Origin of the sequence: Alteromonas sp. B31-7 (assembly GCF_015767655.1) — a bacterium.
Taxonomy (GTDB): Bacteria; Pseudomonadota; Gammaproteobacteria; order Enterobacterales; family Alteromonadaceae; genus Alteromonas; species Alteromonas australica.
In genome coordinates, this window is sequence record NZ_CP065233.1 from 4,139,673 (window position 1) to 4,156,073 (window position 16,401).

General features: G+C 45.4%; 11 protein-coding genes. 5 read left to right on the forward strand and 6 right to left on the reverse strand.

What is annotated here, in order from left to right; genetic code table 11:
- Nucleotides 1–19 precede the first annotated feature (19 nt).
- Complete coding sequence (hrpB, locus tag IUA53_RS18120) at nt 20–2,581, reverse strand: ATP-dependent helicase HrpB (protein WP_196897513.1); 2,562 nt, start codon at nt 2,579–2,581, stop codon at nt 20–22.
- A gap of 113 nt (nt 2,582–2,694) precedes the next feature.
- Nucleotides 2,695–3,912: a hypothetical protein gene (locus IUA53_RS18125; RefSeq protein ID WP_156141725.1), complete on the reverse strand. Its 1,218-nt coding sequence runs from the start codon at nt 3,910–3,912 to the stop codon at nt 2,695–2,697.
- A 234-nt stretch (nt 3,913–4,146) separates the two neighbouring features.
- Between IUA53_RS18125 and thpR the strand changes: the two genes are divergently transcribed.
- Nucleotides 4,147–4,815: an RNA 2',3'-cyclic phosphodiesterase gene (gene thpR / locus IUA53_RS18130; protein ID WP_044446032.1), complete on the forward strand. Its 669-nt coding sequence runs from the start codon at nt 4,147–4,149 to the stop codon at nt 4,813–4,815.
- A gap of 150 nt (nt 4,816–4,965) precedes the next feature.
- Nucleotides 4,966–5,820 carry a formyltetrahydrofolate deformylase gene (gene purU / locus IUA53_RS18135; RefSeq protein WP_044449235.1) on the forward strand — a complete coding sequence of 285 codons (855 nt, stop codon included), beginning with the start codon at nt 4,966–4,968 and terminating at the stop codon, nt 5,818–5,820.
- 110 nt (nt 5,821–5,930) lie between these two features.
- Here purU and IUA53_RS18140 read toward each other — a convergent pair whose 3' ends face one another.
- A complete protein-coding gene (locus IUA53_RS18140; RefSeq protein ID WP_044055739.1) occupies nt 5,931–6,380 on the reverse strand; it encodes a hypothetical protein in 450 nt (149 codons plus the stop codon).
- 90 nt (nt 6,381–6,470) lie between these two features.
- Nucleotides 6,471–6,989: a YgjV family protein gene (locus tag IUA53_RS18145; protein ID WP_044446031.1), complete on the reverse strand. Its 519-nt coding sequence runs from the start codon at nt 6,987–6,989 to the stop codon at nt 6,471–6,473.
- Nucleotides 6,990–7,343: 354 nt separating this feature from the next.
- On the opposite strand from IUA53_RS18145, the gene IUA53_RS18150 reads away from it, so the two are divergent.
- Both IUA53_RS18150 and IUA53_RS18155 read left to right on the forward strand, forming a co-directional pair.
- A complete protein-coding gene (locus IUA53_RS18150) occupies nt 7,344–9,530 on the forward strand; it encodes a M3 family metallopeptidase (RefSeq protein WP_044446030.1) in 2,187 nt (728 codons plus the stop codon).
- Nucleotides 9,531–9,834: 304 nt separating this feature from the next.
- A complete protein-coding gene (locus IUA53_RS18155; protein WP_044446029.1) occupies nt 9,835–11,745 on the forward strand; it encodes a methyl-accepting chemotaxis protein in 1,911 nt (636 codons plus the stop codon).
- A gap of 73 nt (nt 11,746–11,818) precedes the next feature.
- On the opposite strand, the gene IUA53_RS18160 is transcribed toward IUA53_RS18155, so the two are convergent.
- Nucleotides 11,819–12,616 carry a hypothetical protein gene (locus IUA53_RS18160; protein WP_044449233.1) on the reverse strand — a complete coding sequence of 266 codons (798 nt, stop codon included), beginning with the start codon at nt 12,614–12,616 and terminating at the stop codon, nt 11,819–11,821.
- A 273-nt stretch (nt 12,617–12,889) separates the two neighbouring features.
- Here IUA53_RS18160 and IUA53_RS18165 point away from each other — a divergent pair, with 273 nt between their 5' ends.
- On the forward strand, nt 12,890–14,686 hold the full coding sequence (locus IUA53_RS18165) for a cation:proton antiporter (RefSeq protein ID WP_044055735.1): 1,797 nt from the start codon (nt 12,890–12,892) through the stop codon (nt 14,684–14,686).
- Nucleotides 14,687–14,981: 295 nt separating this feature from the next.
- On the opposite strand, the gene IUA53_RS18170 is transcribed toward IUA53_RS18165, so the two are convergent.
- On the reverse strand, nt 14,982–16,295 hold the full coding sequence (locus tag IUA53_RS18170) for a 3-deoxy-D-manno-octulosonic acid transferase (RefSeq protein ID WP_196897514.1): 1,314 nt from the start codon (nt 16,293–16,295) through the stop codon (nt 14,982–14,984).
- Nucleotides 16,296–16,401: the final 106 nt, after the last annotated feature.

A 16,401-nucleotide genomic window follows, 5' to 3' on the forward strand; every position in this document is an offset into this window, starting at 1 on the left:
TAACTTCGTGTAAGCCTAATTACTTAGCGGCTTGTCTATCCATTGCCTTTTTCGTTTTAGTGGTGGGTATGGCGTTGGCAGGGTCATCCGGCCAAAAATGTTTTGGATATCGCCCTTTCATTTCTTTTTGCACTTCTTTATAACTGCCCTGCCAAAAACCCACAATGTCTTTCGTGGTTTGCAGTGGCCTGCCCGCAGGTGACAATAATTCATAGGTAATTTTCACCTTGCCATCGGCAACCACATAAGGGCTAGATAGCCCGTATAGCTCCTGCATTTTGACGGATAGCACCACATCCCCATTTTCGCGGAAATCTAAACTGACTTTGCGCCCCGTGGGAATAACTACGCTGTCAGGCAAGCTTTGGCTAAGGGCATCTTGCTGAGGCCAGCTTAACGCACTGGTTAATATTTTGCTCCATCCCAGCCCATGTAACGACTGTAAGTTCTTGCAGGTGCCCAGAGACTGTGCCAATTGCTCTCGTGCCTGAGTAAGTAATTCGCTTAAGGATGTAGGCCACGGGTCAGGCGTATCGTAGGCTTGAGGCTGCGGCAAATTTAGCTGTGCCGCCAGCTTCACTCTATACCACCAGCGCCAATTGGCCTGTGATAAAGGCCATTGCTTCAACGGCAATGCATCTAAGTAACGCAACCATGCCGAGGCGGTTTCCTGTAAGTAAAACTGGGGGTCATCCGCTCTTTCACTTTTCGATAAGGGCGACGAGGCTAATTCTATGGCATAAAAAGAGGTCACCTTCCTTGCTTCCATCACCTGGGACTCTTTATTAAATTGCACCTTGGGCGATGAGGTAAATTGATTAGGGTAAAGCGCTTTTAGGTGCGCCTCTGCAATGGGCTGCGCCAATCGAATTTTTACGCTGTTACCGATATGCTGCCCTTGCAATACCGCTATCCATTGCGGCGGGTTAACAAGGCTTATATCGGCGCCTTTCCCCCCCGCTAATTTATACGAGGCAGACGTTTTAAACGCCACCTGCCTGGGAAAGGCTATGGCAATACACAGCCCCAACGCCTCATCATCTAACGCGCTTAAGTCTAATGCCTGCTCACTGAGCCCCACGAATTGCGCATAGCGTTTGGCTTGTTTGGTGATGTCGTTGCGCTGAGCGGGCGTGAAGTGCAACAACGCATCGCTAATCAACACATGTTCACTTTGAAGTTGCGCTTGGGCTAGTGCCACGATAAAAGGCGCGGCGGTTTTTATTGCGTGTTTTTGTGCGTCGCTGAATTGTGCTACCGCACTGATATTTTGTTTTGCAAACAGCAATAAATGGGCAAGCTGGGGGTGGCAAGGTATCTGCGCTAGCACTCGTCCATAAGCCGTTAAATCCCCTTTTTCATTCACTGCGCCAATTTCCTCTAGCGCCTTTATGGCAATGGCACTTTGCGCCTTTGAAGGCTGAGTTAGCATGGCGAGGTTTGAAAAATGGGTACCCCAATTCAGCGTTTCTAATAATAACGGCGCTACGTCTTCACGTAAAATTTGCGGCGCACTATGCTCGGCAAAGCGCTCAAAGCTTTCCTTTGCACTTAACCTGTAGCACACCCCTTCACTTACACGTCCAGCGCGGCCGGTTCGTTGAATGGCAGAGGCTTTTGAAATACGAGTTTGGGTTAATTGGGTTAAACCGCTGCTGGGGTGAAATTCTGCCGAATTCTCCCATAAGCTGTCTATCACTACCTTTACGCCTTCAATGGTTAAGCTGGTTTCGGCAATATTGGTAGCCAGAATCACTTTACGCTGTCCTTGAGGGTCGGGAGCAATAGCCGCTTGTTGGGCTTGTTTACCCATGGCGCTGTAAAGGGTATGAATAATATAGTCGTTTTGCTGCTGATGCGCCGATAAGCGAGACGCGACGGCGTGTATAGCACCGGCACCGGACAGAAACACCAAGATATCCCCCTGATGATTTGTCACAGCGTTCATAATGACTTCAACACAATGAGGAATAACCTCGTGCGCCAACACCTCTTTGGTGTAGTTCACCGTGACTGGAAAACTGCGGCCTTCGCTAGCCAATTCTGCAGTAGGAACTGGGCTATGCTGGGCAAGCAGCGACGCAATAGGCGCGGTGTCTAATGTGGCAGACATAATCATTAAGCGTAAGTCGTCACGCAATCCTGCTTGCACCTCCAACGCTAGGGCTAAACCAAAGTCGCTGTGAATGCTGCGTTCGTGAAATTCATCGAAAATAATCACCGCCACCCCATCAAGCTCAGGGTCGCTTTGGATCATGCGAGATAAAATCCCTTCGGTAATAATTTCCAGTCGGGTACTGGCCGACACCTTATTTTCCCCCCGTATGCGATAACCAACGGTGTCACCCACTTGTTCACCTAATACACCAGCCATGTATTGCGCCAAGTTACGCACCACCACACGCCGTGGCTGCATGAGTAAAATTTTGCCTTTGATGTGGGTATTTAATAAGGATAAGGGCAGCACCGTGGATTTACCCCCCCCCGGCGGCGCACCAATAATCATATTCTGATTAACAATGGCTTGCAGAAGGGGCTCAACCAAGGAAAACGCGGGTAAATGAGATAAGGGTTGCAACATACTTACAGCACAATAAGAAAACCTGTCATGCTATTGTACCTTAAGTCGATAACAGGGCCACGAGTAAAGTACTCTGGCCCCTTTTTTTGACCTCTTTTTGCTGAAGCCAGTGGCTAGCAAGACACGAGAATAGAACTATCTCTGCAATAAGTGCCTTCATCTTTGGGCGTTGTGCAGATGTTGTAAGTAAGGCGTACTGCGCAACTGCTTCCTAGCCCTCCCGTGCCAGGGTAGCTAGAATCTGGCGGAATGCCGTCACCGACATCACTGCCACCACCCGTGGTGATCACTTCTGCGCTCCCCATTTCAGTTAAGTTCTCAATTAAGCACTCTGACAGTTCAGAGTCAGTCAAATCGTTTGTGCCGCTAATGACAATAAACTGATCTAGAGCTAAACCATCCATGCGAGATGACCCCATCCGTAGGCTGGTCGTTAAATTTAAATCTGATTCCCCGTTAATGACCGATCTACCTTTTAGCGTGACCTCAAAAACTAACTTATTATCACCTAGTGTTTGGCTTGGGTAACTAACGGTGGCATAAACCTTTTCGTTCGAGTGGCTCCAAGTTACAGATATACCCGCAGAGCCTTTACCAATTTGAAACCCTAGACCAGTAAAATCAGTATCTTCACGAAAATCTGCCCAGCTTTTGTTGCCGAGTTCTTGTGTTATGTAATGCCTTATTTCTCGTTTTACCGACTCTCTCACCGCCACGCTTTTAAAATAATTAGATGGATGGGCATCACAGGTATCGAGAGACGATGTTGTCGTTGACGTTGCCACGCCCTTATTACTAGCCTGAACCGCTGAAGGTGCCCCCACAAGCGTAGAGACGTTCGATGTGTTATGGGAAAGCGAGGTATTGGCCGCCAATGCGTAAAAGTCATTATGAATTTCATACAAGCGCTGTAATAATTCTATTTCAACAAGGCTTAATGGTTGCTCTTGCGCCTCTATTTGCAGGGTATCACCGTGATTATTTTGATTGGTCGCAGTCACTTTAAATTTGTAAGAGCGATGGGTAGAAGGGTTTGCAACAATAACGTCTTTAGGCGCCGCTTGGCACGAATTGCTAGCCTCAGAAGCGAAAGTGCCACTTCCTCCGTTGCCTTGCCATTCACAATCGGGCAATAGGTAATCTTGCTTAGCCAACGCAACGGCGTCATCGTAATCACACCACTCGCATACTTTCGTTTCAATATAGTGGTCATCTGCAACAGCATTGCTTCCGACAAAAAGCGTACTAAAAAGCGCACTTATAAGCACCAATGCCAATATTGGCCCTTTGTTACCATTATTGTTATTTTTCCTTTTCTCTCTCATCATCATAAATCCCTTATAAAGCAAACAAAATTATCAAGTCCACAGCCACTACCCTACATGTGCTGTTCAAAAAACGTAGCACATTGTTTTTTTTTATTGTAAAACGTTTTTCCTTGATGCCATTTTGACGCGCTTCATTTTGTTATCACGACACCCTTGTAGCTGTTTATTTGTTCTCTGTTTCCTTACGCGCTTTTATGCCAAAATAATACACTCTTCGAACGTATAGGGAGCCAGTTTATGCGCTGTTTTCTCGGGTTAGATTTAGCGGTAAGTGAAAAACTCGCGCTGGACAGCTGGCGGCAACAAGCTTTACCAGAAATAACATCTAGAATGCCCTGCTATCACGGGGACAGGAAGCTCGGAAACGGAAAACTCGCAGGCAAAAAGGGCAAACAAAAAACGGGAAGCCGAGAATTTACCAATACAGCACCTTATGCGGTAGACCCAGCGAATTATCATATTACTCTGTGCTTTTTAGGGCAAATTACCCCAAGGCAGCACGAAGCATTAATGAATGAGTTGGATAACCTAGCACATTCACCGTTTTCTGTTGACCTTGATAGCAGTGGCATTTGGAATGGCCCCAAAATTTTATTTGCCGCGCCATCGTCGCCTCCCAATGAACTCATGCAGCTTGCTCGCAGTGCGCGAAAAGCGGCACGTCGTGCAGCGATAGAGGTGGACGGTCGCGAATACAAACCTCATGTGACTGTAGTACGTAAAGCCACTGCGGCACTGCCCATGCCTTTGTACGCGCCCCATGTTGATGTACAGGCCTCGGCGTTTCACTTGTTTGAGTCAGTGTCTACCCCACAAGGTGTGCGTTACCCCATCCGACAAAGTTGGCCATTGAAGCATGCTATGACCGTGCGCGAAAAGTTACGTAGGGGCATCACCGACGAATAAATTCGAAGCAGGGCGTAATCCACTAAAAAGCCACGCTATTAAATATAGCAAAGCGAACTACGGGATTACCGTATTTTTACGCTAAAGCCCTTTACTTAGCGGGCGGGGATGGGTAAAAAGGGTGCCTGTTTTTTGAACCTGCTCATATTCATGCAACAAACCTATAGATTAGTTATCGACTGCCCAGATCAAGTGGGCTTGGTCGCCAGTGTTTCTCAGTTTTTAGCTAGCCACAATGCCAGTATTGTGGAAGCAAGCCACCACACCGATTTACAAACCGGTCGCTTTTTTATGCGCCATGAAATAGGCGCTGATTCACTGAAGCTAGACCATGAAAGCTTTGTAGAAGCCTTTACGCCACTGGCCAGCGAATACCAGATGAACTGGAAGTTTACCGCGTCCTCGAAAAAGCAGCGAGTTGCTCTTCTCGCTAGCCTTGAATCCCACTGTTTAGTTGATTTATTACATCGCTGGCACACGGGCGAGCTACACTGCGATATTCCAGTGATTATTGGTAACCACCCGCAAATGAAGCAATTTGCTGATTGGTACAAAGTGCCTTTCCATTGGGTCGACTTTAAAGCGTTAGGCAAAGACGCCGCCTTCGCGCAAATTTCTACCTTGTTAGATGAGTACAAGATTGATCTCATCGTACTTGCTCGCTTTATGCAAATTTTGCCAGACTCGCTATGCCAGCAACTTGCCGGCAAAGCGATTAATATTCACCACAGTTTCTTACCCAGTTTTGCGGGTGCTAAGCCGTATCAACAAGCTTATGACCGCGGCGTGAAGTTAATAGGTGCCACCTGTCACTATGTCACCAAAGATTTAGATGAAGGCCCTATTATTGAGCAAAGTGTAAAACGTATTAGCCACAGCGACAGTGCTGCCGATATGGTTCGCAAAGGTAAAGATTGTGAAGTGACAGCCCTCGCCCATGGCGTTCGTTACCACTTAGAAGATCGCGTGATTATTCATCGCAATAAAACCGTCGTGTTTGCCTAACGTAAAAACGGGCACAGGCTTGCTGAATGATTTAAGCGATAAATTAGCTTAAATAAAAACCCGAAGGTAACCTTTCCCTTCGGGTTTTCTTTTTTGTCTTGGGATTGCCTTTAAGCCGTGGCCGCTACATTGCTTTGTATTTTGGCAAAGGTGTCCTCACCTAAAAGTTCGTGCAGCCGTGCTTTAACTACACTGGTTTTATGTGGGTATTGAAAGTCAAAGCCCTGACCGTTGTTATCCAATATGACCCCTAAATAGTGATGTGAAAAATTAAGGGCATAGATAGCGTCGATGTTCACCTGCAAAGGCTTTTTTTGAACGCCGTGAAGATAATGAAACACTAGCGTGTCCCCATCCTTCTCAATGAGGGCATCAATGGGGTATTTTTTGCTAAATCCTCGACTTCTCATGTAAGAAATAAAGCCAAATAAAATGCCAACACTCGCGATGGCTGTGGCCGTCGACAACTCGTCACTGGTGGCCATATTGGCGAAGAAAAGAATCAATAGCAGTGTCGGCACAGCAATAAATAAGGCTTTATCAAATTTGCTTTTACGCATTAGCGTTCCCTGTGGTTTGATTATCGATCCCTTAGTTGACTCTCAATACACCACAAAAGGGCTTTTCAAACAACGTTTTATTACAAAACGCTATACATGGCTTACCTGCATAGCACGTCTAAGTTTTACGTAATACCATAGGTTAGAGGCAGCAAATAACGCTTCGGTTATTGCTAAGCCCCAAGTTTGGGTAATCAAGCCATAAACAGTAAAATTAAACGACCCCACGATCATACATACACGCAAGCCCGCTTCTTTACAGTGAAGTTCCCCAAAACGATAGGCCATAAACGTAAACGCTGGCATGGTTTCAAGCAAAGAGGTCTTCCCTGTAAAGTGATTCACAGTTAACACTAAGCACATCATTAAGATAAGTGTCACGTAGGTGGCGACGCGGGAAAGCAGCTTTTGAGTAATGAGTCGGTAACTTGTACTTAGTCCTGCTACGGTAACCACGATGGCGCCTCCCCATGCTTGCTCGAACATCAGTAACGATGCCACGGCTAAACACAGCGCCAAATTGAGGACCAATAATTTACGTTCGGTATTCGACCAAAAAGAGGCTAAAGCACAAAAAACCGGAAAGGCGTTGAGTAAAAATTCAAACATGAAACTTCACTTAATAATAAGAAAAATGCTCAAAAGCATAGGAAAAAACAGTGACGACATTTAAGCCATACCCCATGGCGTCGAAGTGTAAGTTTGGATACAGGATATGCCAACTCAAAGTTGTGGATTTTCGATGAAATGCATACAAGCTAGATGCAACGCGCTGCGTCTTTGTATAGGGTCACGTTACTGCAAATTACGGTAAAGGGCATTTCACTTGAATTTACATTCTAATAAGATACCTAAGCATCTTGTAATCTAAGCCGTATCATTTAGGTGAATGTATTACACCTTTTTATTGCGTTCTTTTATTACAATAAAAAGTATTCATAACAAGAAAAGACAGGAAATAATATGGGTAAACTCAAAACGTCACTTACCGCCTTAGCCGTGGTGGTTGCATTAAGTGCGTGTTCAGAACAAAAAACAACATCGTCACCTAGCGCAGAATCAGAAAATGCGTCATCAGCGTCACAAGCAGGCGAAAACAATATTTTACTGCAAGCGTTTAAGGGCCCCTATGGCGGCGTACCGGCATTCGATAAAATGTCGCTGTCTGACTTAGAGCCAGCCTTTGAAAAAGCCATGGCAATCAATTTAAAAGAAATTGAGGCCATTGCGAATAACCCCGCGCCGCCGACATTTGAAAATGTGATTGTGGCATTAGAAAAAGCAGGGGCAGAGCTTAGCCGTGTATACACTTACTATGGTATTTGGCGCTCAAACAAATCAAGCCCTGAATTTCGCGAAATTCAAGGTAAATTGTCGCCTAAGCTGTCAGCATTTAGCACGAAAATCATTCAAAATGAAAAGTTATTTGCCCGCGTAAAAGCCGTGTATGAATCTGACGAGATGAAGCAGCTTACGCCAGAAGAGCAGCGCGTAACCTGGATGCGCTACAACCGCTTTGCACGCAATGGGGCTACCCTTGATGGCGAAGCGAAAAAACGCTATGCAGAAATTAACCAAGAATTGGCTACCTTACACACGCAATTTTCAAATAACGTGCTGGCGGATGAAGAAAATTATGTCACTTACATTACTGAAGATCAGCTCGACGGATTACCGGCTTCTTTTGTCACCGCAGCGAAAGCCGCAGCCGACGCTCGGGGCGAAAGTGGGAAGTATGCAATTACTAACACCCGTTCTTCTATGGATCCATTCCTCACATACTCTACAAACCGGGAACTAAGAGAAAAAGTATGGCGTACCTACTACAACCGTGGGGATAATGGCGATACCTTTGATAATAATGACATCATTAAACGTATATTAACCCTGCGTGATGAACGTGTGGCGCTACTTGGCTATGACAATTATGCCCAGTGGCGACTTGAAGATCGTATGGCTAAAAACCCTGAAAATGCCATGGATCTCATGATGAAAGTCTGGCCTGCCGCTATTGCTCGAGTGGAAGAAGAAGTGGCGGATATGCAAGCCATTGCAGACGCTGAAGGTGCCGACATAACTATTGCACCTTGGGACTACCGTTTTTACGCTGAAAAAGTAAGACAAGCAAAATACGACTTAGACTCTAACGAAGTTAAGCAATACTTGCAGCTGGGTAAATTACGTGAAGCGATGTTTTACGTGGCCGGTCGCTTGTTCAACTTTAACTTCACTCCGGTTGAAGCGGGCAAAGTCCCGGTCTTCCATGAAGACGTAAAAGTGTGGGAAGTGACAGACAAAACCTCGGGCGAACATATAGGCCTTTGGTATCTTGACCCCTTCGCGCGCAAAGGTAAGCGCTCTGGCGCTTGGGCAACCACTTACCGTTCTTATACCACCTTCGACGGTAAGAAAACCGTGTTATCGTCAAACAACTCAAACTTTGTTAAAGGTGCAGAGGGAGAGGCAACCCTCATTTCTTGGGATGATGCTGAAACTTACTTCCACGAGTTTGGCCATGCGCTTCACTTCCTTTCTGCCAATGTAAAATATCCGTCATCACATTCTGGTGTGCGAGATTACACTGAATTTCAATCACAGCTGCTAGAGCGCTGGTTAACCACTGACGAGGTGATCAATCAATTTTTGGTGCACCACGAAACGGGAGAGCCCATTCCTGCACAACTGGTTGAAAAGATCAAAAAGGCTTCAACCTTTAATGAAGGCTTTAAGACCACAGAATACATGGCTTCAGCGATTATGGACCTGAAGTATCACACCACAGATCCTAGCAAAATCGACCCAGACACGTTTGAGCGTGAGCAACTGGAGCAGTTAGATATGCCCGAAGAAATTGTGATGCGCCACCGCTCACCACATTTTGGCCATGTATTTTCTAGCGAAGGTTATGCTGCAGCGTATTACGGCTACATGTGGGCGGAAGTGCTTACTGCTGACGCCGCAGAAGCGTTTATGGAGGCACCCGGCGGCTTTTATGATGAAGAAGTGGGAGAGCGTTTAGTGAAGTACTTATTCTCAGTTCGAAATGCCATGGACCCTGCTGAAGCCTACCGTAAGTTCCGAGGGCGCGATGCAAAAGTTGACGCGCTTATGCGCGACAGAGGATTCCCCCTTCCGGAAAACAAAAATTAACGACTTAGATAACTTTTAACACATTAATTAACATAAGCTGGGCAGATTTACACGTCTGCTCAGCTTTTTCTTGACCTTTTAGTCAAAATTGCCTCACTATTAATTTTCGCTGTAAACCTAAACAAAAGTATAAGTAATTAGTTAGGTTTGCCGATAATAATAAATGTGCTTATAAGCACCAGCGTTCCTCTCATACCAATATTAATATCGAGTGACTCTGCGTGATGTACACGTTTATTCCGGACGTTGCTGTGCCTGCAATGCCACGTCATACTCTTAGAATCAACTTACGTGGTCGAAAGTCATGACTTTCAGTATTAAACAAAAAATAATCCTAGCATTGATGTTTGCTGTTCTCGCTGCCGCAGTGCTTGTAGGATCGATAAGCCAATGGATTGCTAGAGACTTAGTTAAAGACAATATGGAGCAACTGCAATTGCCGGCATTGCTCAAACAAATCGGCAATCAAGTAGACAGAGAAGCCAGCGTCATGCTGACGGTTGCCCATGGTGTGGCATCAGATCCCAACATTCTTGCTTGGTCCGACGCAGGCGCCAATGCCGATGGCGAACGAAAACTCATCAACTACCTTAACGATTTAGTGCGCTTTAACGACCTTACCGTTGCATCATTTGTTGATAGGCAAACCCATAAATACTGGAATCAAGACGGCTTTTTGAGAACCCTCAAAAATGACGAGTTCGATGGCTGGTTTTTCGCTTATAAAGACAGTGGTGAACCCATATCATTAAGTTTGTACAACGAGCCAGGACAGGGCTATCGCTTATTCGCGAATTACCAGCAAGTTAGCGGCCGCGGCATGTCGGGTGTGGCTAAGTCTGTGGACGAACTACTGAGCATTATTAACGACGTAAAAATTGCTGAAACCGGTTTTGTTTATCTTGTGGATGGCTCGGGCACCATCATTGCCCACCCCGATACATCACTATTAGGGAGCGCACACTTGTCATCAATTAGCGGCAGTAACGCTGCTAACCGCTTGTTGGTTGAACGTGAGTTTGCCATGGCAAGTAATGAAAACGACGATGGCAGTATGCTTTACGCCAGCACCTATGTGGATAAGGCCGGCTGGTACGTAGTCGCGCAAGTACCAGAACATGAGCTATACGCATCGTTAAATGAAGGTAGCCAACAAATTATTATTTGGGCGCTCATTATTGCCGGCATATTTGCTGTGCTAGGTATTTGGTTAGCGGCCTCCTTAACTAAGCCCATCGAATCACTCGCTGACATTTTCCAACAGCTAGGGAAAGGTGAAGGTGATTTGCGTACCCGTATTCACGTTCCAGAACAAAAAGAAACAGCGCGGCTAGTTGAAGGCTTCAATGGATTTATTGGCCACTTACACAATACCATTTCCTCGGTGGCCCAAAGTAGTGAGGCGCTTAAGCTGTCTGCCTCTGATGTAGCCAAGCAATCTCACAACACAAAGAACTCTACCAGTCAGCAACAAGATCAAACTATTCAGGTAGCCACTGCACTGACCGAGATGGGAAGCACGGTATCAGAAGTCGCTCAATCTGCATCAAAAGCAGCAAAAAATGCCAATCAAGCCGCAACAAACTCATTGGAAGGACGAAAGGTTACTCAAAATGCCGTGCAGGCGATTAACCATCTGAATATGCAAATAGAAACCGTATCTACGGTCATTCAATCGCTAGATGACCATACCTCAGCCATTGGCGGCATATTGGAGACTATCAGAGGTATTTCAGAGCAAACCAATTTGCTGGCGCTTAATGCGGCGATTGAAGCCGCCCGAGCAGGTGATCATGGCCGCGGCTTTTCCGTGGTTGCTGATGAAGTGAGAACCCTCGCCCAACGCGCAGCTGAAGCTACAGATGAAATTCAGGTTAAAATTGATAAGTTCCAACAGGACTCTAAAGACGCCGTAAGTCAAATGTTAGATAGTAAGTCGCAAACCCAAAAAGTGGTCTCGGCAACGGATGATATAGATAACCTTTTAGTACAGATTACGGAAGAAATATCACTCATCAACGACATGAATACACAAGTGGCAGCGGCCACTGAAGAACAAGCCACCGTGGTAGAAGATATCAGCAGAAATATCAATGAGATCAGTATTTCAGGTGACCATACACTAAGGGCAACTGCCGCATTGGTGGCAGTAAGTGAAAAGCTTGATGAACTTGCCTTGGGATTATCCTCACAGGTTGATCAGTTCAAGCTTTAAGCGTTACGCTATTACAGGAAAACAATAAAAAAGCGGTAAGGTTGTGTTAGCCTTCACCGCTTTTTCTTTGCGCTTACTTAATTGTTGCGCGGGTTAAAGAAGCTTTTCTTAAGTCAGTGGCTTCTTCAGAAAACCAATAGTCACCCTGCTTGTCCACACAGATACCTTCCACCTGTTTATATTCATCAAGCGGCCACACTTCAATTGGGGTAAAGCTGGTGTCGAGTTGAGCTAAAAACGTGGAGAAATTTCCAAAAGGATCTGACTTATAGCCAACCACCACATACAGATTTCGCATTTCATCAAAGTCTGCTCCAGTAATCACACCGGGCAATCCGGCTATTTGTGCGATGGGCGTCAGTATTTGCAGCGTTTCGCTGCCGACTTCATAAACATTCGCAATGCCTGTGCGCCAACTTTTCGAAAAAATGAGCAACTTCCCTTCGGCCAACACCATTGCCTCAGCATCAAAATCATGGGCATACGGAAAATTGTCGCTTGGTGTATTCCCTTGGTATTGAATGGACACGGAAGAAATTTCATCGTAGTGACGTCGGCTTACTTTGTGTATCGCTAGATTTTCCCGCTTTCCCTTATTGTTTCCAATATCCGCAATATACAAAAAATTATCATCACCGGTAATCGCTTCCCAATCTAAATTTTGCAATGCCAGTGTATGGGTTTGTTTCACTCTGGCACCATAATCAAGCTCAAATACCGTCGCCTCATTACCCGAATCATTGATAGTAAAAAGCCCATCGTCGGTACAATAAAGGCCTGAGGTTTCCTCTAACTGCTGAGAAAGCACACTCAGTGGCGCTAGCAAAAGAGACTTTGTAGAAGGCGGATATTGGGCTGCACAACCACTCATTAGTGCTACTGCGGTGGTAAAAATAGAAAACAAGCCTAACTTCAACAAAATATATGCGCTCTACGTAAAAAGTGAAAAAGTAAGCAAGAAAAATACTATGCCTAGGGATGAACAACAATAGTAAAATAGTCTGCGTTCTGATCTGCCTTCGTCTAAACTGAGTTTTAACTATATTAGGCGCAACAAATCCCATGACGTTTCCAACTAACACGTAGCGTAAATACTAGGAAATAGGGAACAAAAAATACAACAATTACTCATAAGGAATGCACCTTGTCTGATCCGTTGATGTCGTTAGTCGCAGTCGGTTTACTTTCAATAGGATGCCAATACTTCGCATATAAAGTGCGACTGCCTGCAATTTTGCCCCTACTTATTGTAGGTATTCTTGTCGGGCCCGTTTGGGGTGTGCTAGATGCCGACGCATTATTTGGCAATTTATTATTTCCGGTGGTTTCATTATCGGTGGCCATTATTTTGTTTGAAGGCTCACTAACACTGAAATTCCGTGATATTGCTGGCCATGGCAACATGGTGAGAAACCTCTGCAGTATAGGGGTAGTAGTGACTTGGGGGATTGCAGCAGTAGCCGCCCACTACAGCTTAAATATTTCCTGGCAACTCGCCTTTTTATTTGGTGCTATTGTCACCGTTACCGGTCCCACCGTTATTGTCCCCATGTTGCGCACTGTCCGACCTAAGACTAACTTAGCCAATATTCTTCGCTGGGAAGGCATTGTGATTGACCCCATAGGCGCACTATTAGCTGTCTTGGTGTTTGAGTTCATTGTCGCATCGCAAGGAAACGCTATCAGCCACACATTTATTATGTTTGGCAAAACCATCGGTATCGGTGTGGTGCTTGGTCTCGGCTCTGGTTACCTATTGGGCCTATCTATCAGAAAGGACTGGATACCCCATTACCTATTAAATACCGCGGTGCTAACGATTATTCTTGGCGTATTTGCGGCTTCAAACTATGTGGCCCATGAATCAGGGTTATTAGCTGTGACCATTACAGGTATGGTACTGGCCAACATGAAGAACGTAGATGTAGAAGATATTCTTGAATTTAAAGAAACCCTTAGCGTGTTACTTATTTCAGGTTTATTCATTTTGCTCGCCACACGCTTGAACCTTCAGTCAGTTATTGATGTAGGCTGGGGGGCTATCATTATTTTAATTGCCATTATGTTTGTTGCCCGGCCACTGGCCGTTATCGCATCTTCCATTGGTACAGGGCTTAAGTGGAATGAATTGGCCTTGTTAAGCTGGATTGCACCGCGGGGGATTGTGGCCGCTGCGGTATCAGCTTTGTTCTCATTAAAGCTAGAAGAAATAGGTTATGAAGGCGCTGGTATCATCGTGCCCATGGTATTTTTGGTGATTATTGCCACCGTCGTCGTGCAAAGCCTCACGTCGCGAAGTGTGGCGAGTTTACTAAAGGTACGTGCCCCCGCGCCCACCGGTTATCTTATTTTTGGTGGCAGTAAGTTTAATCGCCTATTGGCTTGCGAAATGCTCAATCAAGATATTGCCGTTACTATCGCAGATACAAACTGGGACGCCATCAGGGAAGCCCGTATGATGGATATCCCCGTGTATTTTGGTAATCCTATGTCTGACCATGCGGCTCGGCATTTAGACATTGCCACCTTTGGCACTGTATTAATTATGTCGCCCTATAAGCAACTTAATCCGCTTATTTCCTATCATTTTGAATACACGCAAGGAAAGGACAAAGTTTGGTCACTAACCAGCAACGAACAAGCTACCCGTCCAAGCCATCAAGTGAGTGAGCAATACGCGAAAAAACTCACGCTTTTCGACGAAGGCGTAACGTATGGCTACTTAGCTTCTGCAGTTAGTAAGGGAGCCAGTGTAAAAACCACACGTTTAACCGACGAGTTTTCGTTTGAGGATTATAACGACAAGTACAATGACAGAGCGACGCCGTTGCTGGCAATCAATAAAGAAGGGAAAAGCTATACCTTTATCAACGGTAACAGTATAGAACCTAAATCTGGTTGGCGAATTATAAGCTTGGTATTGCCGGAAGAAGATAAGTAAAGAAGAGTAGATTTGTGTAAGAAAGCACCCCGCCAAACGGCAGGGTGCCTCTCCCTGGAAAACGTGTAATCTGGTGACCCTCTTAAGCGGGGTTTTATTGTTTGATTTTTACCATGACTACGCCGTCGCCGATATAATAGCAACCACTAGGCCAATACTGCAAAATCATTAGTAAACAACGAGTTAAATTTAAACTAAAGTATATATAGTAAATATGATATAAAGAATGTAAGGCTATGGTGCAAAGTGCGCACCACCGTGGTGACCAAATTTCAAACGACGCCTATAAAAACGGCTAAATGACGTTGTGAACACAGGCTAATGTCACGTCCAATGCGCCTTTATTTTCATCCAGAACATCCCTGCCTAACTGGCCTACTTTAAGGCGTAAGGCTTCGTCAGCTAACCAGGCTCCACAGTGTACCGCAATGTCGTCTGCGCCTTCGCAAATATGCAGCGCCCCTCGGGTGTTTAAATATTCGCAGATTACAGGGTTGTTATAGGTATTTGGACCCATAAGAATAGGCACAGAGAACGCGGCAGGCTCTAGCGCGTTATGCCCTCCTTTATCGGCAAGGGAGCCACCCACAAATGCCATACTAGCAATACTGTATGCGTGATTAAGCTTCCCCATCTCATCTAACAAAATGACTTTACTATCTTCGGTTCCTTGATTATCCCTAAGAGTACTTGTGCGCAAATAATCAAGTCCGTTTTCCTTCAATAACTTAGCTACCTGCTCAAACCGCTCAGGGTGGCGCGGTACAATAATAAGCGTCAAATTAGGATGATCTCGCCACAACTTTATACAGGTATCTATCACTGCCTGTTCTTCAGGTTCGTGGGTACTGCCTGCAACAAAGACAGGGCGACTTCCCTTGGTGATTCCCACAAACGTATCGCTGGCATGGGGTAGTGACGCTACTTGGTCAAATTTTATATTGTTAGTGAGGGTTAGTTTATCGCTTGGCATACCGAGAAATAGGTAATTATTGTAATCACGCTGCCCTTGTGCACATACATGGCTAAGCTTATTGAGCATGGGGCTGAAAAGCTTACCTATTTTTTTGTACCGTCTGGCAGAACGATCTGTCATTCTGGCATTTATCACCATGACAGGTATATCACGCTTCCAACATGCATGAATAAGATTGGGCCACAATTCCACTTCAGTGATAAATACCGCTTTGGGCTTAATTCGCTTAATCATTCCTGCCATCGCCATATGTAAATCATAAGGAAGATAGAAATGATGCACCCCGTGGCCAAAAATATCTCTTACCCGAGCCGATCCGGTGGGCGTGGTTGTGGTGACAGTAATTTGCACGCCTGGCTCTTCTTGCATGATACGTTTAATCAAACACGAGGCTGCCACAACCTCACCCACAGACACACAATGAAAAAGATAGCCTTGCTTTTTCGGGGCATGCGAGACAAACCCGAATCGTTCGAATCGACGACGATTATAATCTTTATTCCTTGCTCGACCTCTACGCATTAATGTGACGAACGCAAAGGGGATCGCTAGCACTAAGAGAAAGGAATATCCCCATCGACAGATGTCTTCTACTAGCGTGGGACGATAGCTCTTGTTATTTACCACTGACATGACCCATGTTTACTCAAATGAAAGGCGACTGTGTAGATGACTCTACCTGCCTGAAACGTCAAATATATGAAGCTAATTCACAACGTCATTAAAGTGTCGCGAATTT

Coding starts and splice junctions, on each gene's coding strand:
- hrpB (WP_196897513.1), bottom strand. CDS start 2,581: ATGTTGCAACCCTTATCTCATTTACCCGCGTTTTCCTTGGTTGAGCCC.
- IUA53_RS18125 (WP_156141725.1), bottom strand. CDS start 3,912: ATGATGATGAGAGAGAAAAGGAAAAATAACAATAATGGTAACAAAGGG.
- thpR (WP_044446032.1), top strand. CDS start 4,147: ATGCGCTGTTTTCTCGGGTTAGATTTAGCGGTAAGTGAAAAACTCGCG.
- purU (WP_044449235.1), top strand. CDS start 4,966: ATGCAACAAACCTATAGATTAGTTATCGACTGCCCAGATCAAGTGGGC.
- IUA53_RS18140 (WP_044055739.1), bottom strand. CDS start 6,380: ATGCGTAAAAGCAAATTTGATAAAGCCTTATTTATTGCTGTGCCGACA.
- IUA53_RS18145 (WP_044446031.1), bottom strand. CDS start 6,989: ATGTTTGAATTTTTACTCAACGCCTTTCCGGTTTTTTGTGCTTTAGCC.
- IUA53_RS18150 (WP_044446030.1), top strand. CDS start 7,344: ATGGGTAAACTCAAAACGTCACTTACCGCCTTAGCCGTGGTGGTTGCA.
- IUA53_RS18155 (WP_044446029.1), top strand. CDS start 9,835: ATGACTTTCAGTATTAAACAAAAAATAATCCTAGCATTGATGTTTGCT.
- IUA53_RS18160 (WP_044449233.1), bottom strand. CDS start 12,616: ATGAGTGGTTGTGCAGCCCAATATCCGCCTTCTACAAAGTCTCTTTTG.
- IUA53_RS18170 (WP_196897514.1), bottom strand. CDS start 16,295: ATGTCAGTGGTAAATAACAAGAGCTATCGTCCCACGCTAGTAGAAGAC.